This window comes from Curtobacterium sp. MCBD17_034, assembly GCF_003234515.1.
GTDB lineage: Bacteria > Actinomycetota > Actinomycetes > Actinomycetales > Microbacteriaceae > Curtobacterium.
Genome location: NZ_QKTN01000002.1, coordinates 193,476 through 216,906, shown reverse-complemented (window position 1 = coordinate 216,906; position 23,431 = coordinate 193,476). Strand labels below are relative to the sequence as shown.

The 23,431-nt window shown below is 72.5% G+C and carries 22 protein-coding genes; 13 read left to right on the top strand and 9 right to left on the bottom strand.

The window, feature by feature from the left end; translation table 11 throughout:
• Positions 1 to 22: 22 nt before the first annotated feature.
• Positions 23 to 3,880 carry an ABC transporter ATP-binding protein gene (locus DEI92_RS04765; protein WP_220037453.1) on the bottom strand — a complete coding sequence of 1,286 codons (3,858 nt, stop codon included), beginning with the start codon at positions 3,878 to 3,880 and terminating at the stop codon, positions 23 to 25.
• 85 nt (positions 3,881 to 3,965) lie between these two features.
• Here DEI92_RS04765 and DEI92_RS04760 point away from each other — a divergent pair, with 85 nt between their 5' ends.
• The 4 genes from DEI92_RS04760 (at position 3,966) to DEI92_RS04745 (ending at position 7,225) form a co-directional block, all read left to right on the top strand.
• On the top strand, positions 3,966 to 4,277 hold the full coding sequence (locus DEI92_RS04760; RefSeq protein WP_111008723.1) for a hypothetical protein: 312 nt from the start codon (positions 3,966 to 3,968) through the stop codon (positions 4,275 to 4,277).
• 113 nt (positions 4,278 to 4,390) lie between these two features.
• The gene (locus DEI92_RS04755; RefSeq protein ID WP_111008724.1) at positions 4,391 to 4,747 is read left to right on the top strand and encodes a VOC family protein; all 357 of its coding nucleotides are present in this window, start codon (positions 4,391 to 4,393) and stop codon (positions 4,745 to 4,747) included.
• Between the two features lie 142 nt (positions 4,748 to 4,889).
• The gene (locus DEI92_RS04750; protein WP_111012555.1) at positions 4,890 to 5,711 is read left to right on the top strand and encodes an aldo/keto reductase; all 822 of its coding nucleotides are present in this window, start codon (positions 4,890 to 4,892) and stop codon (positions 5,709 to 5,711) included.
• A gap of 59 nt (positions 5,712 to 5,770) precedes the next feature.
• A complete protein-coding gene (locus DEI92_RS04745) occupies positions 5,771 to 7,225 on the top strand; it encodes a M20/M25/M40 family metallo-hydrolase (RefSeq protein ID WP_111012554.1) in 1,455 nt (484 codons plus the stop codon).
• Positions 7,226 to 7,234: 9 nt separating this feature from the next.
• On the opposite strand, the gene DEI92_RS04740 is transcribed toward DEI92_RS04745, so the two are convergent.
• The 4 genes from DEI92_RS04740 to DEI92_RS04725 form a co-directional block, all read right to left on the bottom strand.
• Positions 7,235 to 9,022, bottom strand: a complete 1,788-nt coding sequence (locus DEI92_RS04740) for a DEAD/DEAH box helicase (protein ID WP_111008727.1) — start codon at positions 9,020 to 9,022, stop codon at positions 7,235 to 7,237.
• Between the two features lie 67 nt (positions 9,023 to 9,089).
• Positions 9,090 to 9,734 carry a DUF1345 domain-containing protein gene (locus tag DEI92_RS04735; RefSeq protein WP_111008948.1) on the bottom strand — a complete coding sequence of 215 codons (645 nt, stop codon included), beginning with the start codon at positions 9,732 to 9,734 and terminating at the stop codon, positions 9,090 to 9,092.
• Between the two features lie 72 nt (positions 9,735 to 9,806).
• Positions 9,807 to 10,082, bottom strand: coding sequence for a hypothetical protein (locus DEI92_RS04730; RefSeq protein WP_146249098.1), 276 nt, complete (start codon positions 10,080 to 10,082; stop codon positions 9,807 to 9,809).
• A gap of 111 nt (positions 10,083 to 10,193) precedes the next feature.
• Positions 10,194 to 11,885 carry a sodium:proton antiporter gene (locus DEI92_RS04725; protein WP_111012552.1) on the bottom strand — a complete coding sequence of 564 codons (1,692 nt, stop codon included), beginning with the start codon at positions 11,883 to 11,885 and terminating at the stop codon, positions 10,194 to 10,196.
• 126 nt (positions 11,886 to 12,011) lie between these two features.
• On the opposite strand from DEI92_RS04725, the gene DEI92_RS04720 reads away from it, so the two are divergent.
• A complete protein-coding gene (locus tag DEI92_RS04720) occupies positions 12,012 to 12,980 on the top strand; it encodes a LysM domain-containing protein (protein ID WP_258370069.1) in 969 nt (322 codons plus the stop codon).
• A gap of 18 nt (positions 12,981 to 12,998) precedes the next feature.
• Here DEI92_RS04720 and DEI92_RS04715 read toward each other — a convergent pair whose 3' ends face one another.
• The gene (locus DEI92_RS04715) at positions 12,999 to 14,438 is read right to left on the bottom strand and encodes a PLP-dependent aminotransferase family protein (RefSeq protein WP_258370068.1); all 1,440 of its coding nucleotides are present in this window, start codon (positions 14,436 to 14,438) and stop codon (positions 12,999 to 13,001) included.
• A 61-nt stretch (positions 14,439 to 14,499) separates the two neighbouring features.
• Here DEI92_RS04715 and DEI92_RS04710 point away from each other — a divergent pair, with 61 nt between their 5' ends.
• From DEI92_RS04710 to DEI92_RS04680, 8 genes are all read left to right on the top strand, one after another.
• Positions 14,500 to 15,123: a YitT family protein gene (locus DEI92_RS04710; RefSeq protein ID WP_111008730.1), complete on the top strand. Its 624-nt coding sequence runs from the start codon at positions 14,500 to 14,502 to the stop codon at positions 15,121 to 15,123.
• A gap of 78 nt (positions 15,124 to 15,201) precedes the next feature.
• Positions 15,202 to 16,473, top strand: coding sequence for an MFS transporter (locus tag DEI92_RS04705; protein ID WP_111012551.1), 1,272 nt, complete (start codon positions 15,202 to 15,204; stop codon positions 16,471 to 16,473).
• Between the two features lie 51 nt (positions 16,474 to 16,524).
• Entirely contained in the window at positions 16,525 to 17,085 is a 561-nt protein-coding gene (locus tag DEI92_RS04700; RefSeq protein ID WP_111012550.1) for a dihydrofolate reductase family protein, read from the top strand.
• A complete protein-coding gene (locus tag DEI92_RS04695) occupies positions 17,082 to 17,930 on the top strand; it encodes a PHP domain-containing protein (RefSeq protein WP_111012549.1) in 849 nt (282 codons plus the stop codon). Before DEI92_RS04700 ends, DEI92_RS04695 begins: the two co-directional genes overlap by 4 nt.
• 51 nt (positions 17,931 to 17,981) lie before the next feature.
• Positions 17,982 to 18,179: a dihydrofolate reductase family protein gene (locus tag DEI92_RS04690; protein WP_258370067.1), complete on the top strand. Its 198-nt coding sequence runs from the start codon at positions 17,982 to 17,984 to the stop codon at positions 18,177 to 18,179.
• Positions 18,180 to 18,283: 104 nt separating this feature from the next.
• A complete protein-coding gene (locus DEI92_RS16805; RefSeq protein ID WP_258370066.1) occupies positions 18,284 to 18,412 on the top strand; it encodes a hypothetical protein in 129 nt (42 codons plus the stop codon).
• A 138-nt stretch (positions 18,413 to 18,550) separates the two neighbouring features.
• Positions 18,551 to 19,759, top strand: a complete 1,209-nt coding sequence (locus tag DEI92_RS04685; protein ID WP_111012548.1) for a sensor histidine kinase — start codon at positions 18,551 to 18,553, stop codon at positions 19,757 to 19,759.
• Entirely contained in the window at positions 19,756 to 20,415 is a 660-nt protein-coding gene (locus DEI92_RS04680) for a response regulator transcription factor (RefSeq protein WP_309147129.1), read from the top strand. The genes DEI92_RS04685 and DEI92_RS04680 overlap by 4 nt, the downstream gene beginning before the upstream one ends.
• A 47-nt stretch (positions 20,416 to 20,462) precedes the next feature.
• Here the strand turns inward: DEI92_RS04680 and DEI92_RS04675 are convergent, their stop codons facing one another.
• The 3 genes from DEI92_RS04675 to DEI92_RS04665 are packed head-to-tail and all read right to left on the bottom strand — an operon-like array spanning position 20,463 to position 23,397.
• The gene (locus tag DEI92_RS04675; protein ID WP_111012843.1) at positions 20,463 to 21,485 is read right to left on the bottom strand and encodes a sugar phosphate isomerase/epimerase; all 1,023 of its coding nucleotides are present in this window, start codon (positions 21,483 to 21,485) and stop codon (positions 20,463 to 20,465) included.
• Positions 21,482 to 22,624: a Gfo/Idh/MocA family protein gene (locus DEI92_RS04670; RefSeq protein WP_111012547.1), complete on the bottom strand. Its 1,143-nt coding sequence runs from the start codon at positions 22,622 to 22,624 to the stop codon at positions 21,482 to 21,484. Before DEI92_RS04670 ends, DEI92_RS04675 begins: the two co-directional genes overlap by 4 nt.
• Positions 22,621 to 23,397, bottom strand: a complete 777-nt coding sequence (locus tag DEI92_RS04665) for a ThuA domain-containing protein (RefSeq protein WP_111012546.1) — start codon at positions 23,395 to 23,397, stop codon at positions 22,621 to 22,623. Before DEI92_RS04665 ends, DEI92_RS04670 begins: the two co-directional genes overlap by 4 nt.
• Positions 23,398 to 23,431: the final 34 nt, after the last annotated feature.

Sequence of the window (23,431 nt, the reverse complement as noted above, 5' to 3'; positions counted from 1 at the left end):
GTCGCGAGCGGCGAGCGCGCCCTCATCGCGCGTCGACGGCCTCGTATGCCTGCCACATCGCCGCGTACCGGCCCTCGCGCGCGAGCAGCTGGTCGTGCGGGCCGAGTTCCGCGATCCGCCCTCCCGCGATCACGGCGATGCGGTGTGCCGCGCGTGCCGTCTGCAGCCGGTGGGCGATGACGATCGTGGTCCGTCCGGACGCGACGGTCTGCATCGCCGCCGTCACGCGCGCCTCGGTGAGCAGATCGAGGTTCGAGGTGGCCTCGTCGAGCAGCAGGACCGCGGGATCGACGAGTTCGGCACGGGCGAGGGCGATGAGCTGCCGGTGCCCCGCGGAGAGGGACCGCCCCCGTTCCGACAGCTGGTGGTGGTAGCCGCCGGGCAGCTCGGACACGAACTCGTGTGCACCGACGGCGCGCGCCGCCGCCTCCACCTCGGCATCGGTGGCGTCCATCCGGCCGTAGGCGATGTTGTCCCGGACGGTGCCGGTGAACAGGAACGCCTCCTGCGGCACGTACCCGAGCTGCCCGCGGTACGCCCGCAGGTCGAGCGTGCGGAGGTCCCGCCCGTCGACGAGGACGGCGCCGTCGTCCGGGTCGTAGAACCGCGCGATGAGCTTCATCACGGTCGACTTGCCGGCGCCCGTCTCGCCGACGAACGCGATCGTCTCGCCCGGCCGCACGGCGAGCGTGACGTCGTGCAGTGCCTCCGGCGGTCGGACCGCCCTCGCCGACGGGGCGGCGGACGCGGTGCGCGAGTCGGCCGGGCCGCGGCGTTCCGCTGGACGCACGGGCGTGCGCACCACGGGATAGGCGAACCGCACCGACCGCAGCTCCAGCGCACCCGACAGGCGGGGCGGGACGACGGCGTCCGACGCGTCCGGGGTGAGGGTCTCGAGCGCCATGAGGTCGCTGATCCGCGACACCGACACCCGCGTCTGCTGCCACGCGTCGAACACCTGCGACAGCTGCTGGATGGGCGAGAAGAACATGTCGATGTAGAGCAGGAACGCGATGAGCGCCCCGGACGTCAGGTGTCCGGACCCGATGAGCGTCGCGCCGACGCCGAGCACGATGACGTCGGCGACCCCGGACAGGAACTGCACGAACGGGAAGTACGTCGCGACGAGACGCTGCGCTGCGATCCGCGAGTCGAGGTACCGCCGCCCCAGCGCGTGGAAGTGCCGCACCGTCGCGGCCTCGTGCACGAACGCCTGGGACTCGCGGACGCCGGACAGACTCTCCTGGAAGTCCGCGTTGACGACGGCGATGCGCTCACGCGCCTCGTCGTACAACCGGGAGGACCGGCTCCGGAACCACACGGTCGCCCCGGCGAGCGGGACCACGACCGACAGGGTCAGCAGACCGAGTTCGGGGTCGATGAGCACGAGCGCGACGCCGACCCCGACGAACGTCACGATCGACACGAGCGCTGAGAGCAGGCCGTTCTGGATGAGCGTCTCGAACTGGTCCACGTCCGTCGTCATCCGGGTCATCACCCGGCCCGCCATCTCACGCTCGTAGAAGTCCAGGGACAACCGCTGGAGCTGGGCGAAGATCCGGATCCGCAGACTCAGCATGATCCGCTGGGCCGCCTTGCCCGTCACGAAGGTCTCGGCCATGCCGTCGGCGAGGTCCGCGAGCGTCACGAGCAGGAACAGGGCCGCGGCGCCGAACAGCACGACCTCGGAACCCCGCTGCACGCCGTCGTCGATGCCGGTCTTGACGAGCACCGGCCCGAGCAGGCCGGCGACCGCGTCGACCACGACGAACAGGAGGGCCAGCAGCAGCGGACGTCGGAACTCCCGCAGCAGCGTGGCGAGTGAGAACCGTCGGTCCTGCACGGTCTCGCGGTCGAGGTCGACCGTCGGGACGTCCCGGATCGGTCCGAGCGCCGCCACCCGCGCGAGCAGTTCCGGGGTCGCCGCGAACATGCCGGCCATGCCCCGCCCGCTGCCGCGTCCGCGACCGCCGAGCCCCATGCCGAGGCCACCACCGGGCCCCGACGTCGCGACCGTGGTCGCCGCAGCCGCTCCGGGCCTCCAGGCATCGTCCGTCACGCCGCCCGCCGCCTGCGCGAGCCGGCTCAGGGCGTCGATGTCACCCGCCGAGGCCGCCGCCGCGGTGTCGTCGGTCGCGTCGTCGTCGAGGCCGGTGACGAGCGCGCGGTACACCGCACTCGTGGCGACGAGGGACTCGTGCGTCCCCTCGTCGACGACGCGCCCGTGGTCGAGGACCAGGATGCGGTCGGCGAGGTGCAGCGTCGACTCGCGGTGGGCGATGAGGATCACCGTCCGGTCCCGGAGTTCGCCGCGGAGCGCGTCGTGGATCGACTGCTCGGTCGAGGCGTCGATCGCGCTCGTCGCGTCGTCGAGCACGAGGATCCGCGGATCGGACAGGATCGCCCGGGCGAGGGCGATCCGCTGCCGCTGCCCGCCGGACAACGACAGGCCACGCTCACCGACGACGGTGTCCAGCCCCTTCGGCAGCGCATCGATGAACCCGATCGCATGAGCGACCTCGGCCGCGTGGCGGATCTCCGCCTCGGTCGCGGAGGGACGCCCGTAGGCGATGTTCGCCCCGACCGTGTCCGAGAACAGGAAGCTGTCCTCGAACACCATGCCGATGGCGCCACGGATCGAGTGCAGGCTGAGGTCGCGGAGGTCGTGTCCGTCGAGCAGGACCCGCCCGGACTCCGGGTCGTGGAACCGGGCGACGAGGGACGCGACCGTCGACTTGCCGCTCCCGCTCGGCCCGACGAGGGCGACGCGCTCGCCGGGTCGCACCTGCAGGTCGAGCCCGTCGAGCGCAGGGTGGATGTCGGCACTCCCGGTCCCGTAGGAGAAGGTCACACCCTCGAACACGACGTCGCCCCGGACGTGGTCCACCGCCACGGCGTCCGGCGCGTCCCGGATCGCGGGCTCCCGGTCGATGAGCTGGAAGATCCGCTCGATGCCGACCTGCGCTTGCTGTCCTATCGTCAGCACGCCCGCGAGCTGCCGAGCGGGCGCCATGAGCGCGGCGACGTAGCTCGTGAACGCGAGGAACGTGCCGATGGTGATCCGGCCCTCCAGGGCGAGCCACCCGCCCAACGCGAGGATCGCGACCTGCGCGAGGGTCGGGATCGACTCGAGCAGGGGCTGGAACCGCGCCTGGATCCGCACCGAACGCATCTGCGCGCCGTAGAGGCCGGTCGCGACGCGCGTCAGGTGCTCGACCTCGTGCCGCTCCCGGCCGAACGCCTTGACGACGCGGACCCCGTTGACGTCCTCGTCGACGATCTGCGCCACCTCGCCCTCGCGCTGCTGGGCGTCCCAGGTCGCGGGCATGATCCGGCGCCGCATCCGGTACGCCGTCACGACGAGGACCGGCACCATCACGAGGCTGACCAGGGCGAGCAGGGGTGACAGCGTGAACATCACGACGATCGACAGGACCATCAGGATCACGTTGCCGCTCATGATCGGCAGCATGTTGAGCAGGCCCTGCACGAGCGCCGAGTCGGAGTTCGCCCGGCTGACGAGCTGCCCCGTCGGCATCTGGTCGAGGCTCGCGAAGTCCATGCGCTGCAGGTGGTCGTGCATGTCGTTGCGGAGGTCGTTCTGCACCTCGAGCGCCACCCGGCCGCCGCGGTACCGCCGCAGGTACGTGAAGCCGAACGTCGCAGCGGCGAGCGCCAGGAGCAGCGCCAGCCACGGTCCGAGCGGCGAGGTGTGCGCGACGATCACGCCGTCCACGATGCGACGGGCGACGAGCGGTACGACGACCTGGCAGAGGCTCCCGAGCAGCGCCGCGACCAGCGAGATGACGACGCTCCTGCGGTGGCGGAGCATGTAACGCCAGAGGCGGCGGATCCAGCCCTCGGTGCTCGGGTCGGTCACGCGCGCCACTCTACGCCGGATGGTTCCGGCTCCAAACCATCTGCGTGCGGCCGTCGTCGCCGGTACCAGTGGGTACGCTTCGCGGGTGGATGCGACGCAGCCCTCCGGGACGACGAGACGACGGATCGAGCTGCGGCTCCGGAAGCCGGCGCTGGCGTGGTTCGCCCGACCGACCGTCGTGGTCGACGGACGCGGGCACCCGGCGCAGTGGGGGACCGGCACGTGGGCGGTGTCGGACGCGGGCGGCACCGAGATCGCCGTGTACCTCTACAACCGCGTGTGGCGCTTCGGCGCGGCCAGCACCACCGTCGGTGGGGGCGGAGCGGCCCCCGCGGTCCTCGAGTACCGCGTCGGTGTCCTGCCGACCGCGCGGGGGCGGCTCGTCTCGCTGCGCTGAGACACGCGTTCCCTGGGAAGCACCGGTGTCCTCGTCCCACGGCTCCGGCCACCCGACGCGTAGGAAGGGCTGCAGCGGCCGACGCCCTGTCGGTCCGAGACGAAGGAGACGACATGGCACAGGGAGTAGCGGCGGTCTGGGTGCCCGTCACGGACATGCAGCGCGCGGTCGCGTTCTACCGCGACACGCTCGGACTCGAGGTCACGCACGAGGGTGACGACTGGAGCGAGATCGACGGCGGTGGCCTGCGTATCGGCCTGAACGCCCGCGAGGACGCGAAGCCCGCGAGTGACGGCGGCGCCGTCATCACGTTCCAGCCGGACGGGAGCATCGAGGACGAGATCGCGACGCTCAAGGAGCGCGGCGCCGACATCGAGGGCTCCGTCAGCGAGCACCCGTGGGGTCGGATCATGCCGTTCAAGGACTCCGAGGGCAACGACCTGCAGTACTACACGCCGCCGCAGGGCTGACCGCGCCACGGGGCGGGCGGGAGGGACGTGGCGGCGGCTGCCGCTGAGCGACTCGACCGCACGCACCGCCCCCGGCGGGGAGTAGCGTCCGCCTCGGCACCCGACGCCGCGGTCCGCGGCGCCCGACGAAGGAGGTCCCGCCATGCCCGCACTCATCGACACCTTCACCATGTCGAACGGCCTGCACATCCCGAAGATCGGCTTCGGCACCTGGCAGATCCCCGACGGGGCGGCCGCGTACGACGCCACCCGCGCCGCGCTCGACGCCGGGTACCGGCACATCGACACGGCACGCGCCTACGGCAACGAGGCGAGCGTCGGCCGTGCGATCAAGGACAGCGGCGTCCCGCGCGACGAGGTGTTCGTGACCACGAAGTGCCCGGCCGAGGTGAAGACCGCCGACGGCGCCCGTCACGCCTTCGCCGAGTCCGAGCGCCTGCTCGACGTCGGCCCGATCGACCTGTACCTCATCCACGCGCCCTGGCCCTGGAACGCGATCGGCTCGGACCACCGCGCCGGGAACATCGAGGTGTGGAAGGTGTTCGAGGAGCTCTACGACGCCGGGCGCACCCGCTCGATCGGCGTCTCCAACTTCGACGTGGACGACCTCGAGTCCCTCGCCGCGGACACCGACGTCGTCCCGCACGCCAATCAGATCCGCTGGTTCATCGGCAACACCCAGGACGAGACCACCGCCTACTGCCGCGAGCGGGACATCCTCGTCGAGGGGTACTCGCCGCTCGCCACGGGCGGTCTGCTCGAGAACGAGGCGATCCGGGCGATCGGCGAGCGGTACGGCAAGTCCGTCGCCCAGGTCGCGATCCGCTACCTGCTCGAGAAGGACGTCCTGCCCCTGCCGAAGTCCACCACGCCGTCGCGCATCGCCGAGAACGCCGACGTCGACTTCGCGCTGTCGGCCGAGGACATCGCGACGCTCGACGCGCTCGAGGACACCGACGCCTGACGCTCCGCGCAGGTGGCGGTCCGTACCGTCACGGCAATCGCCTCGAGGAACGGACCAGGATGAGCGCCACGAACGACACGACCGACACCGCGTCGACCGACATCGCGATCACGGACACCGACGCGACCGAGGTCGTCCGGTTCCTCGCCGAGCACCGGCAGCGTGTCGTCGACGAGTTGAGTGCGTGGGTGGCGATCCCGTCCGTCGGCGCGCTCCCGGAGCGGGCCATCGACGTCGAGCGGTCCGCGCACTGGCTCGCCGGCGAACTCCGGGCGATCGGGTTCACGACCGAGCTCCTGCGGGCCGGGCCGTCCGTGGCGGTGTACGCCGAGTGGCAGGTCGATCCCGCGCTGCCGACCGTGCTCGTGTACAGCCACCACGACGTGCGGGACGCGAAGCCCGAGGAGTGGAAGGAGACCGCGCCGTTCGCGCCCGTGTTCCGCGACGGCCGGCTCTACGGCCGCGGTGCGTCGGACGCGAAGGGCCAGATGATCGCGCACCTGTGGGGACTGCGGGCGCACCTGGCGACCCGACCGGGCGGGTTGCCGGCGGTCAACTTCCGGGTGATCGTCGAGGGCGAGGAGGAGCTCGGCTCGACGCACTTCGCGGACCTCATCGAGACCCACCGGGACCGGTTCGCCTGCGACGTCGTCGTGTTCTCCGACACGCTGCAGTGGAAGCAGGGCAACCCCGCCGTCGTCACCTCGATGCGCGGCATGACCGGGGCCACGCTGACCATCACCGGGCCGGAGCGCGACGTCCACAGCGGAGCGGCGTCCGGACCGACGCCGAACCCCGTCCACGTGCTCGTCGACGTCCTCGGCCGGCTGCACGACGACGACGGCCGCATCGCCCTGCCCGGCTTCTACGACGACGTCGAGGAGCTGACCGACGAGCGGCGGCGCGAGCTCGAGGACCTGTCCTTCGACACCGACGTCTGGCTCGAGCGCACCGAGACGCGGAGCGTCACGGGCGAGCGCGGGTTCACGGTCGAGGAGCGTCTGTGGGCACGGCCGTCACTCGAGATCCTCTCGGTCCTCGCGGGCGACCCGACCGGCGTCTCGCGTGCGGTCATCCCGTCCCATGCCACCGCCGAACTCAGCATCCGCACCGTCCCGGGGCAGCACGTGCACAGCGTCGCGGAGCAGGTGCGCGCGTTCTTCGACGAGCACATCCCGGACACCGTGGTCTACGAACTGACCATCCCGGAGGAGTCGGGGCAGGACCCGTACGTCACACCGTCCGGGCCCGCGCTCGACGCCCTCGACCGAGCCATGGCGCGCGGACACGGGACCCCCACCGCCGGCCGCATGGGCAACGCGGGCGGCGGGCCCGCCGAGCTGCTCGGACGCGAGCTCGACGTCCCGGTGCTGTTCGTGGGCACGGGGCTCCCCGAGGACCACTGGCACTCGAGCGACGAGAGCATCGACCTCGAGATGCTCGTCGCCGGCGCGGCCTCGATCGCGCACCTGTGGACCGAACTCGGCGCGTCGATCGAGCCCGAGCGCTCCTGACGCTCCCGCTCAGCGGTACCGGGGCTTGCGCGGCGGCCGGTCGTCGCGGTCGTCGCGCCCGCCTCGGTCGTCGCGGTCGCGGCGCGGACCGCCACGACGGTCCGGGCGGATCTCGATGAGCTTGCCGCTGATCCGGGTGTCCCGCAGGCGGTCGAGGACGTCCTCGGACAGGTCCGCCGGGAGCTCGACGATCGAGAAGTCCGGACGGATCTGGATCTGACCGAAGTCGTCGCGGCCGAGGCCACCCTCGTTCGCGAGCGCGCCCACGATCTGGCGCGGCTCGACGCGCTGCCGACGACCGACCTCGATCCGGTAGGGCGCCATCGGCTGCGTCGACCGGGCCCGCCGCTCGGGCCGTTCGCCGCGTCCGCCGGTCTGGTCGTCGCGGTCGTACACGCGCGGTCCGCGGTCCTCGGTGGCGCGGCGCTGCCGCTCCTCCTGCGGGTCGAGCAGCAGCGGCTCCTCACCCTGGGCGACGACGGCGAGGGCCGCCGCGACGTCTGCCTCGGGCACGTCGTGGTGCTCGACGTAGTGCCCGATGATGTCGCGGAACGCCGAGATCCGGTCCTGCTGCTCGAGCGCCGCGGTGATCGCGTCGTCGAACCGTGCCAGACGCGTGACGTTGACGTCCTCGACCGTGGGCAGCTGCATCTGCGTGAGCGGCTGACGCGTCGCCTTCTCGATGGCGCCGAGCAGGCGGCGCTCACGGGGCGTGACGAAGCTGATGGCCGCACCACTCCGGCCGGCGCGGCCGGTGCGTCCGATGCGGTGCACGTAGGACTCGGTGTCGATCGGGATGTCGTAGTTCACGACGTGCGTGATGCGGTCGACGTCCAGGCCCCGTGCCGCGACGTCGGTGGCGACGAGGATGTCGAGCTTGCCGGACTTGAGCTGGTTGACCGTGCGCTCGCGCTGCGCCTGTGCGACGTCCCCGCTGATGGCGGCGGCGGCGTACCCCCGGGCCCGGAGCTTCTCGGCGAGCGTCTCGGTCTCGCTCTTCGTGCGGACGAACACGATCATCCCCTCGAAGTTCTCGACCTCGAGGATGCGGGTCAGGGCGTCGACCTTCTGCGGGTAGGACACGAGCAGGTAGCGCTGGGTCGTGTTCGCCGAGGTCGTCGTCTTCTGCTTGACGGTGATCTCGGCCGGGTCGTCCAGGTACTGCTTCGAGATCCGACGGATCTGCGCCGGCATGGTCGCCGAGAACAACGCGACCTGCTTGTCGTCCGGCGTCTCGGCGAGGATCGTCTCGACGTCCTCCGCGAACCCCATCTTGAGCATCTCGTCGGCCTCGTCGAGCACGAGGTACTTGAGCTCGGACAGGTCGAGGGTGCCCTTGGCGATGTGGTCCATGATGCGCCCCGGCGTGCCGACGACGACGTCGACACCGCGGCGGAGCGCCGACAGCTGGACGCCGTACGCCTGCCCGCCGTACACCGGCAGGACGTGCACACCGCGCATGTGCGCGGCGTACTGCTCGAACGCCTCGCACACCTGGAGTGCGAGTTCACGGGTGGGGGAGAGCACGAGGGCCTGCGGCAGTTTCTGCGAGGACGCGAGCCGCGACAGGATCGGCAGCGCGAACGCAGCGGTCTTGCCCGTGCCCGTCTGTGCGAGGCCGACGACGTCGCGCCCCTCGAGGAGCGTGGGGATCGTGGCGGCCTGGATCGCGGACGGCACCTCGTACCCGATGTCGCGCACGGCCTTGAGGACCGGCTCGCTCAACCCGAGGTCGGCGAACGTCGGCGAAGCCCCGTCGGTGTCGGCGGCGGTCGGCGTGTCCGTGTCGGTGCTCATACAGGAACGGTATCCGGTCGAGGGTGTCCCGCGTGGCGGATCGCGGGCCCGCGCCTCCCGTCCGGCGTCAGCCGAGTCCGGCGACGAGGTTGACGAGCGTCGCGAGGATGACCGATCCGAACACGTACGCCAGCAGGCAGTGGCGGAGCACGACGCGACGGATCGCCGTGGACGTGACGGCCGTGTCGCTGACCTGGAACGTCATCCCGAGGTTGAAGGCGAAGTACGCGAAGTCGCCGTACGCGGGCGGCGTCCGCTGGTTGAAGTCGATGCCGCCCTCGGCGTCGCCGCCGTAGTACTGCACGGCGTACCGCAGCATGAACAGCGTGTGGATGAGGATCCACGACAGGGCGACACTGAGCACGGCGAGGGCCGCCAGGAGGTCCGCTCGGAGCCCGCCGCTCTCCTTCGACCCGATGAGCGTCATGCCGACGATGAACAGGCTCCCGACCGCTGCGAGCACGAGGAGGACGTGGCTCACGCGGCGCGTCGGGTCCTCGCGGAGCGCGTGGACGCGGGTGGCGACGCCGTCGAGGCCGTGGACGGCGGTCCAGACCCGCACGAGGTAGGTCAGGCAGGCGGCCGTCCAGCCGATCGCCCAGGCCGCGAGCCCGGCGTGCACGACGAAGGCGACGACGCCGGCGGCCACGCCGACGACGACCATCGCGATGAGGCGAGCACGGGAGCGGCCGCGGTGCGCGCCGACCTGCATGGAGTCCACCGCATGATCGTCGCCGCCGGTGACTCCGCGCGGGCTGCGACACGCGCTCGCGGCGTCGCCGACCTACTCGTCGTCCGGGTGCTCGCGGTGGTCCCGCGCCGTGCGCAGGCCGACGACGAGCGCCGCGATGCCGGCGATGAAGCCGCCGAACGTGCTGATGACATTCGAATCATCCGGGCCGGGCACGCCGCGCACCAGGTTGACCAGCGCGCTGATCCCGTCGACGACGAACACGACGCCGAGCGCGTACCAGACGAGGTCCGCGTGCCGCTGGAGCCACCCGGAGATCCGCGACTCGTCCTCGTCGGCGTCCGTTCGCGGGGTGGTCTCGTCGTCCATGGTCGGGATGCTAGCCGCTGGGTACTCGGTGGCCGCTGCCGTGCGACCGTCCCCTGCGATCGGGTGCACGTCGTTCGGCACGGTCGCGTTCCGGTGGTCGTGCCCGGCGTGTCAGGTGGCGGCCGTGCCGCGCAGCTCGATGGCGATCTGGGTGGCGTCGAGGTTGGCGAGCGCGTCCTCCAGGACGTCGGCGTCGAACGTGCCGTTGTCGCGGGCGTCCAGCAGCGCGGACCGTTGCGCCGCGATGACGGCGAGGCGGTGCTCCTTGGCGATGCCGAACTGCTCCTGGGTCGGGTCGCCCCCGAGCTGCGGCGGCTCGGGCACGGACTCGCCGCTCGACCGCATGAGCTCGAAGAGCCGCGTGCGTTCGGCGTCCGTCTGCTGTTCGAGCGCCGCGGTGTCCCGTGGTGGCGTGATCCGCCGCAGCAGGGGCCCGATCGTGCCGCCCTGGACGAGGAGCGACAGGGCCGCGACCGCGAACGCGATGAGCACGAGAGCCGAGCGCTGTGGCGTGTCGTGCGGGAGGCTCTGGGCGGCAGCGACCGTGACGGCACCGCGCATGCCCGCCCAGACGACCGCGGTGCCCTCGCGCCATCCGAGCGGCTCTCGCCGGAAGTACGCGATGTCGGCGAGCACCTGCGTCACGCGTCGGGCGAACCGCTCGAGGTCCCGCGCGGACCGCGGGCGGCCACCGGAGCCCGGACCGCGCTGCCGCGCGTTCACCTCGACGAACGCCTGCCGTTGGCCCTCGGGTGTGTCGAGCTTCGCCTGCACGCCCTGCAGTCGGTCCTCCAGCCGGACTCCGCGGCCCGCCCGGGCACGGAGGACCCGGAGCAGCGGCGCGACGTACGCGGCCCGGACCATCACCGTGAGCACGAACGCGCCGACGGCGACCAGGACGGCGATCCCGACACCGGCGTGGTCGTGGTGCACGGCCCCGACGATCGACGTGATCTGCAGGCCCATGGTCAGGAACACGATGCCCTCGAGCACGAGCTCCACCGTCCGCCAGTTCTGCGAGTCCGACAACCGGTGCTGCGGCGACAGGTCCCGCGGCGCGAAGACGCCCGTGATGAGGCCCGCGACGACGGCGGCCACGAGTCCGGACGCGCCGAGGGCCTCCGCCGGGACCGCCGCCGCGAACGGCACCGCGAACGAGATCACCGTGTTCACCGTGGGGTCGGTCACGCGCTTGCGCACCACGAGGTCCAGCCAGCCCACCAGCCACCCGATCAGCAGCGCCACGACGACCGAGTACGCGAACGTCCCGACCGCGCCCCAGAACGAGAAGGACGCGGCCGTCGCGACGATCGCGGTGCGGAGGAGCACGAGCGCCGTCGCGTCGTTGAGCAGGCTCTCGCCGTCGAGCATCGCCACGACGCGCTTGGACACCGACGTCCGCTTGATGATCGACGTGGCCACGGCGTCGGTCGGACTCACGATCGCGCCGAGCGCGACGCCCCAGGCGAACCCGAGGCCGGGCAGGACGAGCATGAAGAACAGGCCGAGCACGAGTGCGCTGCCGACGACGAGCAGGACGGACAGCCCGCTGATCGCCCCGAACTCGCGCCGGAAGTTCATGGCCGGCATCGACACCGCCGACGCGTACAGCAGTGGGGGGAGGAGGCCCTCGAGCACCCACGCCGGCTCGATGTGGACGGAGGCGAACCACGGCAGGAAGCTCGCACCGACGCCGATCGCGACGAGCACGAGCGGCGCGGCGATCCCGATGCGCGGGCCGACCACCGCGGCCGCGGCGATGAGCACGAGCGCGGACACGATGAGCACCAGGAGTTCCGTCACGGATCCAGACTGGCAGGCTCCGAGCGCACCGGGGGGACCCGTCGTGTTCCGCCGATCCCGGCCCGTGCTCGGTCGACGCGCTCGGTCGCCACCCGAGCGGCGGCTAGGATTCCCTGAGGAGGCATCATGTCCAGGTGGGGGGACCGCGACGGAGTCGGCGCGGAGCAGAGCGGGACGCCGACGGTGCGCGTGATCGGTGTCGTGGTCGCGGTGGCGACGGCGGGCCTGTTGACCGGGTGTTCGATGCTCGGCGGCACGACCGACCCGGGCCCGTCCGTCACGACGTCGCACCGTCCGACGCACCACCGCACGGCGACCGTGTCCGCCACGCCCACACCCACGCCGACCGCCCCGAGCGCCGGCGTCATCCCCGGGTCCGCGACGCCGCGCCCCGCGACTGCCGGACCCGAGGCGGCGCCGAGCCCGAGTCCGACGCTCACGTCCGTCCCGCAGGGCACCGTCGTCGCCCAGGGGGACGTCGCGTCGCCGAAGGGCAGCATCCACTTCCACTACCGGATGGTCGCGAACGGCGACGACACGTACTCCGCCGAGTACTCCGGGTTCACCTCGACCGTGCCGGTGCCGATCTCCGTCACGCTGCTCGACGTCCCGCCGGAGGTGGGGGACGGCCTGACCTACCACGGGGTCGCGGACCACCAGCTCGGGGGTCCGACGACCACACCGGCACCCGCGTCGTCCGCGTCCCTCGGCGACATCGGGCAGCCGGCGTACCTCGGGACGCTCGTGACCTACTCGTCGGCGGCGGCCGAGGCCGACGTGCCGCAGGAACTCGGCCCCGACAAGGTCCTCGCCGTGGACACCGTGCACTGGTCGATCCCCGTACGGCAGTCGAACGTCCACCCGGTCGACGGCGGGGCACGCCCATACGCCTCCGGCACCGTCACCGCGACGACGGCCAGCGGTGCCCCGAAGCGGTACCGGGTGGCCCACGGCGACACGACGGCCATGGTGGCGTCGCGGTTCGGGATCTCGGTGCAGGACCTCATCTGGCTCAACGCGGGCCTGCAGGTGTTCGGCGACCAGCAGTACCTCTACGAGGACACGACGATCAACCTCGATCCCGACAGCAAGTAGCCCCCGGCCGGGACCCGGTCACACGACGGCCGCGATCGGCCGACCAGGGGCCCGGACCGCGGAGTCGAGCCGCGTCCACGCGCGGCCCAGGGCCTCGACGAGCCGCACCTGCGCGTCCGCCGGCACCGCGTAGGGGACGCGGAGGAACCCCTCGAAGCCCCCGTGCGGCCCGAACGCACCACCCGAGGTGAGGACGAGGCCCTCGGCGCGGGCGGCGAGGACGAGCGCGCTCGAGACCGGGCGGCCGAGGCGCACCCAGGTGGACAACCCGCCGGCCGGTGCCGGGACCTCCCACTCCGGCACCCGGTCCCGCAACCCGGCCACGACGGTGTCGCGGGCGGCGCGGAGGAAGGTGCGCCGGGCCTCCAGGGCGGCCGCCGTGTCCGGGACGAGCTCGCGGACGATGAGCTGTTCGATCGCGGGCGTGCCGAGGTCGCCCGTCGGCCGGGCGAGCACGAGGCGCTGCAGGAGCGCGGGGTCCGCCCGGATCCAGCCGACCCGCAGACCACCCCAGAAGACCTTGCCGGCCGATCCGATGAGGACCGCTGGACCGGCCGTCGCGAACGGCGGCACCACGTCGCCGTCGATCCGGAGCTCCGCCATGGTCTCGTCGGCGATGACGACGGTGCCGGCGTCCGCGGCCGCCGCGAGCACGGCCTCCCGGAGTGCGGACGGCATGGTCGCCGCGGTCGGGTTGTGCAGGTCGGGCATGAGGTACGCGACCGCTGGCGCGCTCCGCCGCAGCGCGCTGACGAGCGCGTCACCGTCCCAGCCGTCGTGCGCGTCCACGGGCACGGCCACCAACCGTGCCCCGGCCGCGCGGAACGCCTCGTGGGCGTGCGGGTACGTGGGGGACTCGATGAGGACCTCCGTGCCGCGGCGCACGAGGACGCGCGCCAGGAGCGCGATCGCGTGCTGCGCGCCGAGGGTGACGAGCACCTGGTCCGCCGTCGTCGGCAGGCCCCGCGTCGTGTAGCGGTCGGCGATCGCCGCCCGGAGCCCCGGGTCGCCGACGGTGTCGTACCCGGTGCCCACGAGTGCGGCCGGGAGGCCCTGCACCGCCCGCACCGCCGCCTCGGCGACACCCGGGGCTGCGTGGAGCGCTGCCTTCCGCAGGTCGAGCAGGTCGCCGTCCACCGGCGCGGCGAGGTGGTCCGGGTCGGGCCGCCCGGCGACCGCGGACGGGAGCCGCAGCACACTCCCCGACCCGCGGGTGCTGCGGAGGAACCCGTCGTCCCGGAGCAGGGCGTAGGCGCTGGCGACCGTCGTCCGGCTGACGCCGAGCGCGTCGGCGAGCTGCCGTTCGGCGGGGAGGCGCGTCCCGACCGCGACCCGCCCGTCGATCGCGAGCACGCGGACGGCGTCGGCGAGTGCGCTGTAGGCGGGCCCGGACGAGCCGTCGCGCCAGTGCGTGAGCAGGGCGGCGGCGGCCCGGGCCGAGAGCACGAGGGGGATCACGGTGGCCAGCGTAGGAGGATTGGCTCTCGACGACCAGTCCAATCCGCGGTTGGGTGCTCGTGTGTCCCGCCGCCCCGCGCTCGTGCTCCGTGTCGTCCAGCTCCTCGTCGGTCTGTTCCTCTACGGGGCCGCGACGGCGCTCATGGTCCGCGCGGTCATCGGCGTCGCGTCGTGGAGCGTGCTCACCGAGGGGCTCGAGCGGATCGTGCCGTGGTCGTTCGGCACCGTGACCCTGGTGTCGAGCGGCGTCATCCTGCTGTTCTGGATCCCGCTGCGCCAGCGGCCCGGCATCGGCACGGTCCTCAACGCGCTCACCATCGGCCCGGCCGCCGACCTCGTCCTCGCCGTCGTCCACACCCCCGCCGGGCTGCCGGGACGCATCGGGCTGTTCGCGCTCGGGCTCGTCCTGCTCGCCGTCGCCACGGCCTGCTACATCGGGGCCCGGTTCGGAGCGGGCGCGCGGGACGGCCTCATGGTCGGACTCCACGAGCGGCTCGGCTGGCCGGTCTGGCTGGCACGGACCGCGATCGAGTTGACCGTCGTCGTGGTCGGGTGGCTCCTCGGCGGCGACGTCGGCGTCGGGACCGTCGTCGCGGCGTTCGCCATCGGACCGATGGTCGGCCCGCTCATGCCCGTGTTCGCCCGTCTGCCATGGAGCACACCCACCGCGCCCACTCCCCGGTAGCGCTGCGGTACGGCGTCGACGCGCGGGTCCGTCCGTCACACGGGAATGGACGACGGCACCAGCGCTCTTGAGCACTCCATGACATCGTCGACGGAACGCCGCGGCTGGCTCAGTGTGCTCTCGGTGGCACTCGGCTCGTTCGTGCTCGTGCTCTCGGAGTTCCTGCCCATCGGACTCCTGCCCGCCATCGCCCGCGGGCTGCACGTCGACATCGGCACCGCAGGACTCATGGTCGTCGCCACCGGACTCACCGGCGCCGTCGCCGCACCGGTGGTCACCGTCGCCACCTCCCGCGTGGACCGTCGCGTCGTCCTCGTCGCCCTCACGGCCCTCCTGGTCGTGGCCGACGCGCTCGCCGCGGTCGCGCCGTCGTTCTGGGTGCTGCTCGTGGCGCGGATGCTCCTGGGCGTCGGGATCGGCGGGTTCTGGTCGATCGGTGCCGGGATCGCCGGGAGGCTCGTGGCGCCGTCCGCCGTGATCCGCGCGACCTCGTTCATCACCGCCGGCATCTCGGTCGCGACGGTCGTGAGCCTGCCGCTCGGTGCGTTCGTCTCGTCGCTCGCCAGCTGGCGGCTCGCGTTCGTCATCGGCGGCGGCCTCGGTGTGGTGGCGCTGGGCCTCCAGGTCGCGATGTTGCCGCGGATCCCGGCGACCCAGGCCGTCCGGTTCGCGACGCTCGGCGGGCTGCTCCGGATCCCGCGCGCTCGCGTCGGTCTCATCGCCGCGGTGTTCCTGTTCGTCGCCCAGTTCGCCGCCTACACGTACGTGTCGCCGTACCTGGAACAGATGGTCCGCGTCGACGCGGACACCGTCACGATCGCCCTGCTCGTGTTCGGCATCGCGGGGATCATCGGGAACTTCGCCGCGGGGTGGACCCTGAGCCGCAGCGTGATCGGCACCATCGGTGTCGCGAAGGCCGTGCTCGCCGCCTCGGTCGTCCTGCTGCCGCTCGCGGCACAATCGGTCGTCGCGGTGTTCGTCCTGCTCGCGGTCTGGGGCTTCGTGTGGGGTGCGCTGCCCCTCGGGACGCAGACCTGGATGTCGAACGCGTCGCCCGGCTCGTCCGAGAGCGGTCTGGCGTTGTTCGTCACGACCATCCAGCTCGCCATCGCCGGCGGGTCCGTGCTCGGCGGCGCCGCCGTCACGTCGTTCGGGCTCGCGACCGACTTCTGGTTCTCGGGCGCCGTCGCGGTGGTCGGCGCCGTCGTGCTCGTCTGGCTCGGGCAGCGCCGGCCGTCGAGTCCGGCCATGACCGGGGGACCGGCGACGACCGCGGGACCGGCGACGACGGCCGCGATCCGCCTCCCGGGTGCCGGCGACCCGGACCCGGTGTGCACGCCGGCTCCCTGACGAACGGACGATGCTGGCCGAGCGGTGCCCGCGTGCACTAGCTTCTGCCGCATGCGCACGGTCACGAGTGGTCTCTTCACGTCCGTGGACGGCGTCGTCCAGGACCCGTTCCGGTTCCAGTACGACTCGTTCGACGACGAACTCGGTGCCGGGATGGGCCGGTTCATGGCGGCGACGTCGACGGTGCTCCTCGGCAGGACGTCCTACGAGGAATGGGCGACGTGGTGGCCCGCCCACCCGGAGGACCCGTTCGCCCGGTTCATCAACCCGATCGAGAAGCTCGTCGTCTCGCGCACCCTCGGACCGGATCTGGCGTGGGAGCACAGCACCCTCATCGAGGGCGACCTGCTCGACGTCGTCCGCGAGCTCCGCGCGGGGGACGGCGGGGACGTCGCGGTCTGCGGCAGCATCTCGGTCGTCCGTCAGCTCGTGTTCGCGGGCCTGCTCGACGAACTCCAACTCATGATCCACCCCGCCGTCGCGGGCGCCGGACGCCGCCTGTTCGAACCCACCGACCCCCCGCTCCGCCTGCGGCTGCTCCGGAGCGAGGTCACGAGCAAGGGCAACGTGCTGACCACGTACGGTCCGTTCGAGGCGGTGGTGGCGCCGTGAGGCTCCCCGGGGACGGGCACGTCCACAGCGAGTGGTCCTGGGACAGCGGATCGGACCCAACGTCGCCGGGGCGGATGGCGCGCACCTGCGAGCAGGCGGTCCGGGTCGGGCTCCCGGCCATCGTGTTCACCGAACACCTCGACCTCGAGGACACGTGGCGCGTCGACGACGGCGACTTGGGACCGTACGCCGGGGCGCTCGTCGGCGACGACGGCATCGTCCACCTGCCGTCGTTCGACCTCGACGGGTACCTCGAGTCGATCGACCGGTGCCGATCCGCGTTCCCCGGACTGCGGATCCTCACCGGCGTCGAGTTCGGCCAGCCGCACCTCTGGGGGGAGGCGGCTGCCACGGTCCTCGACACCGGCGCGATCGATCGCGTGAACGGGTCGCTGCACATGCTCCCGTTCGGCGACGACCGCACCGAACCGACGACGCTGTACCACCACCGACCCGCGGACGAGGTCATGTGGGCGTACCTCGAGGAGGTCCCTCGCATGGTCGCGGGGTCCGACGCCTTCGCCGTGTTCACGCACATCGACTACGCGGTGCGTGCCTGGCCGACCGCGACGGCGGGACCGTTCGACCCCCGACGCTTCGAGGAGGGCTTCCGCGCCGCGATGCGCGCCATCGCCGAGTCGGGTCGGGCCCTCGAGATGAACACCCGACGGCTCTGGTCGTGGGTGCCGCAGTGGTGGAGCGAGGAAGGCGGCCGAGCGGTCACCTTCGGCAGCGACGCACACGTCCCCGAGGCGGTCGCCGCGCACTTCCCCGAGGCCGTGCTCATGGTGGAGTCGTTCGGTTTCCGTGCCGGATCGCGGCCCGAGGACCCCTGGACGCGCTGACGCGTCGCACCGACCCCGTCACCGCGAACGCGAGAACGCCGCGTCGAACGCGTGTTCGCGGGCCTGCTCGACGAACTCCAGCTCATGATCCACCCCGCCGTCGCGGGCGCCGGACGCCGGCTCTCCGAGCCGACAGACCCGCCACTTCGCCTGCGACTGCTCCGGAGCGAGGTCACGAGCAAGGGGAACGTGCTGAACACGTACGGTCCGCTCGGTCCGGTCGTCGGCGAGGAGCCCGCGTCGGTCTGATCCGCGTCACAGTGGCCCCCTCCCGACGAGGGCGTCGGGGACGGACCGACGGAGGAGTCGTCGACAGCCGCGATGGGAACCCCCAGCGGCGGCCGGGCCCCCTCGTGTCCGCCGAACCGTTCGTCGCCGGCCCGTGCGTGTGGGAGGTCGGCGGGCTCGACGAGGCGCTCGCGCTCGCCGACGCGGCCTCGACCGCGTGCAACCGGGTGCTCGAGGTCCGGGCGGTCCTGTGAGGTGGGGGACCCAAGGCGCTGACGGCCACGCGAGGGCGGCGCCAGGTCCCTTGATGCGTCCGCCCGCCACTCATCCGCACGGATGAAAGGGATGAGAATGGCTCGGTTGCTCGCCGGGCCGCGCTCTACGCTCAGCCCATGCTCTCGCTCGCTCGGCGCTCTGGACCGCTCGCCCCTCCGATCGGGGGAGCTGTGTTCCTGACCCTGTGGATCATCGCCGAGGCCGGCCGCGCGGACGACGTGCACCAGACGGTGGTGTTCGTGGCATTCGCCGTCGCGATCGGGCTGTCCGCGTGGATGCCGTGGACGGCACTCGGTCTCGCCGTCGTGATCCCGGTCCTCCAAGCCGTCAGCCTGCTGCCACGACCGACTGCGACGACATGGCCCACCTACCTCGCCATCGCGATCGTCGCGGGCGTCGTCGGGTCCGGGCGGTCCGACCTCCGGCGGTACCTGACGCTGCCGGTGATCGCCGTCGCCAGCGCGGCGGCGGCGTGGGCCATGGCCGTGCCGAGCCCCACCGACACCGACGTGTGGGGACGCTGGGTCGGCTCCGAGGCGGGTACCCGCACGGATGCGGTGACCCTGACACTCGCGCTCGTCGGCGCGTCCGGCATCGGCTGGGGGATCGGGATCGCCGTCGGGAGCGCATGGCGGATGGCAGCGGCTCGGACCCGCCTCGCCGACGCCGAGGTGAGGAGTCATGCGAGCGTGGTCGAGCTCCGCGCCGAGCAGGAACGCGCGCGGATCGCGCGGGACGTGCACGACTCGCTGGCGCACTCGCTCGCCGTCGTCGTGTCGCAGGCGCAGGGCGCCTCCGCACTCGCCGCTCGTGACGGCGTCGCGGTGCAGGCGCTCGACGACATCGCGGCGGTGAGTCGGGCGGCCCTCGCGGACGTCCGCTCGCTCGTCGAGCGGATCCAGCAGGCCGGTCCGGCCGCGGACGACGGGCCGGAGGAGATCCCGGTCCTCGTCGCCGACATGCGCGACCTCGGCATGGACGCGTCACTCGAGCACCACGGCACCGCGCGGTCGCTCCCCGCGGACGGCGCGACGGCCCTGTACCGGATCGTGCAGGAGAGCTTGACGAACGTCCTGAAGCACCAGGGGCGGTCCGCACGCGTCCGGGTCGTCCTCGACTGGCGCGGACCCGGGCTCGGTCTCGTCGTCGCGTCGTGGGGCAGCACGCCCGCCGTGGTCCTCGACGGAGCGGGGTCGGGCGTCCCGGGCATGCAGGAACGCGCTCGCGCCGCGGGCGGCTGGCTGCGCGCCGGAGCCGGGGAGGACGACGCGTTCGTCGTGACGGCGTGGCTCCCGACCCCCGCAACGGCCGAGGTGGGGTCGTGAGCGTGATCCGGGTGGCCGTCGTCGACGACCAACGGCTGTTCGCCTCAGGGATGCAGATGCTCGTCGACGCTCAGCTCGACATGACCTGTGTGGGCACCGCCGGGAACGGCGAGGAGGCCCTTGCGCTCGCTGACGAACAGCGTCCGGATGTCATGCTGCTCGACCTGCGGATGCCGGTGCTCGACGGGATCGCGACCCTCACGCAGCTCGCTGGGAAGGACGACGGAGACCTGCCCCGCGTGGTCGCCCTGACCACGATCCGGCACGACTCCGCAGTGCTCGCCGCACTCCGGGCGGGTGCGGCCGCCTTCCTGACCAAGGACGCACTGCCCGAGCTCGTGCTCGGGACCATCCGGGACGTGCACGCGGGACGTCCGGCACCGACGGAACTCGACGCTCTCGCGATGCTGCGGGACCTCGGGGTGCCGCCGGCCACCGAACGGCGGGACGAGGTGCTCGACGCGCTGTCCGCGCGGGAGCGCGAGGTGTTCCTGCTGGTCGCCAAGGGCCTGAGCAACGCGGAGATCGCCGAGACCGTGTTCCTCAGCGAGGCCACCGTGAAGAGCCACGTCCGCGCCGTCCTGGCCAAGCTCGGGTTGCGGAACCGGATCCAGGTCGTGATCACCGCCCACGAGCGGGGACTCGTCCGCGCCTGAGGGCCGCGGGGCGCCGCCACCACTCGAGGAGGCGGCGGCGCCCTCCCTCACCGCGAGCGAGAGAACGCCGCGTCGAACGCGGCGTCCGGCGGCGCGATCCGCCCGAGTGCCCCGACGAACGCGAGCGCCTCCGGCCCCCCGACGAGCCGGTCCATGCCCGCGTCCTCCCACTCGACGCTCGTCGGGCCGTCGTACCCGATCGCGTTGAGCACCCGGAAGACCCGCTCCCATGGCACGTCCCCGTGCCCGGCGGTCACGAAGTCCCAACCGCGACGTGGATCGCCCCACGGCAGGTGCGACGCCAACCGGCCGTTGCGTCCGTCGAGCTGCTTGACCGACTCCTTGCAGTGCACGTGGTACACCCGGTCGGCGAAGTCGAGCAGGAACGCGGCCGGGTCCAGGTCCTGCCACACGAAGTGCGACGGGTCGAAGTTGAAGCCGAACGCGGGCCGGTCGGCGAACACCTCGAGCGTCCGCTTCGCGGTCCAGTAGTCGTACGCGATCTCCGACGGGTGGACCTCGAGCGCGAACCGCACCCCGACCTCCTCGAACACGTCGAGGATGGGCGCGAACCGGTCGTGGAAGTCCTGGTACCCGGCGTCGACCATCCCCGGGGGCACCGGCGGGAACCCCGCCACGGTCTTCCAGATCGCCGACCCGGAGAACCCGGTCACGGTGTGGGCACCGAGTGCCGCGGCCGCCCGTGCGGTGTCCTGCATCTCGCGAGCAGCCCGCTGGCGGACGCCCTCGGGGTCACCGTCGCCCCAGACGTGCGGCGGCAGGATGTCCTCGTGCCGCGCGTCGATCGGGTCGTCGCACACGGCCTGCCCGACCAGGTGGTTGGCGATCGCGCGGACCTCGAGCCCGTTCCGCTCGAGCACGGCCTTCCGCTCGGCGACGTACTCCGGGTCGGACGCGGCGCGGCGGACGTCGAGGTGGTCCCCCCAGCAGGCGATCTCCAGACCGTCGAACCCCCACTCGCCGGCCAGGCGCGCCACCTCCTCGAACGGCAGGTCGGCCCACTGACCGGTGAACAGCGTGACCGGGCGGGTGCCGGCTGCGGCGCTCACGAGGCGACCTCCGCCGCGGGCGCGGCCAGGGCCTCCCGGACGGACGGCCACGACCGGAGCCGTTCGCGCACGTCGTCCCGCTGTTCGTCGGCGATCGCGGTGGTGAGCGCGCGGCCGAGCACGTCGTCGATGCGGACCGGGAGGCCCGTGGCGGCCGACTCGACGGCCGCCTCGACCATGGCGAGGCTGACGACGTTCTCGTGCACCTCGCCCTGCGGACGGCGTCCGGTCCGCAGCGCGGTGACGAACTCCGCGAGCGACCCGGCGATCTCCGGCGGGGTGCTCGTCGGCGGGTCGACGACGAGTGGCGACCCGTCGGCGCGCTCGGCCGAGGGCGCGGCGTCGCCGTCCCAGAGCGCGGTGCCCCCGGCGGCACTCACCCGCCAGTCGCCGTTCCAGGACGTCTCGGCGCCGGCGGCACACCAGCTGCCCGAGTAGACGAACCGCACGCCGTCCTCGAACGAGAACACGGCGCTCGCCGCGGCATCGCCCCGGTACCAGCTCCACGAGGGGTTGAACGCCTCGCAGTACACCGACACGGGATCGCGTCCGAGCAGGGCGCGGACCGCGTCGAAGGGGTGGATCGCCATGTCGAGGAGCAGCGGGTGGTCCATCACGTCGCGGAACCCCCCGAAGTGCGGGGCCTTCGCGAAGGTGTGGGTCACGACGCCGACGTCGCCGAGCTCGGCGGTGAGGGCACGGAGGTGCGTCAGGTGGTCGTTGTACCGGCGGGACTGACTCACCATGAACAGCTCGCCCGCGCACTCGGCGGCCGCGGCGAGCGACAGGCCCTCGGCGACCGAGGCGGCCACGGGCTTCTCGCCGAGCACCGGCAGACCGAGGAACAGCGCCTCGGTGGTGACCGGGTGGTGGGCGCGGGGGATCGTGACGTCGAGGACCGCGTCGGGACGGACCTCCCGGACCATGTCGGCGAGCACGGCACCCGTCGGCACCGTCCCGCCGCCGGCGGCGGCGACGAGCTCGGCACCGGCGCGCGCGGTCTCGGGGACGAGGTCGACGATGCCGACGAGCTCGACGTCGGCACTGGCCACGACGTTCCGGAGCCACGCCTGCCCCATGCCGCCCGCGCCGACCTGCAGGATGCGGACCGGGCGGTCCGCGTCGATGGTCTCGGTCATGCCTCGATCGCTCCCTGGTAGCTCTTGCCGTTGAAGAAGTCGTCCGTGTCGTACCGGAGCAGGGTCGGCGTCGCGCGCTCGCGCTCCGGACGGGCCCACTCGACCGCGTTCGCGATCACGTGCGTCACGTCGGGCTGGTGGTAGACGGGGAAGTCCTGGTCCCCGGGGCTGAAGTAGAACACCTTGCCGAAGCCCCGGCGGTACGTCACGCCGCTCCGGAACACCTCACCGCCGCTGAACCCGCTGATGAACACGAGCTCGTCCGGCGTGGGGACGTCGAAGTACTCGCCGTACATCTCCTGCTCGGGGATGACGATCGGGTTCGGGATGCCGCGGGTGATCGGGTGCTGCGGGTTCACCGTCCAGACGAGCTCGCGGTCGTGCTCGCTGCGCCACCGGAGCGTGCAGGTGGTGCCCATGAGCTTGCCGAAGATCTTGGACCAGTGGCCGGAGTGCAGCACGATGAGGCCCATCCCGGCGAGGACGTGCCGGTGCACGCGGTCCACCACCTCGTCGTCGACCTCGGCGTGTGCGGCGTGGCCCCACCAGGTGAGCACGTCGGTCTGCTCGAGGACCTCCTCGGTCAGGCCGTGCTCGGGCTCGTCGAACACGTGCGTCGTCACCGACGCGGCGTCGCCGAGCCAGTTCGTGATGCCGGCGGCGATCGCGCCGTGCATGCCGTCCGGGTAGCGGTCGGCGACGTGCTGCTCGACCTGTTCGTGGCGGTTCTCGCCCCAGACGACGACGCGGATGGGGGTGGTGGTGTCGGTCACGGTTGCTCCGTTGCTCGTGGTGGTGTGGTGTCGT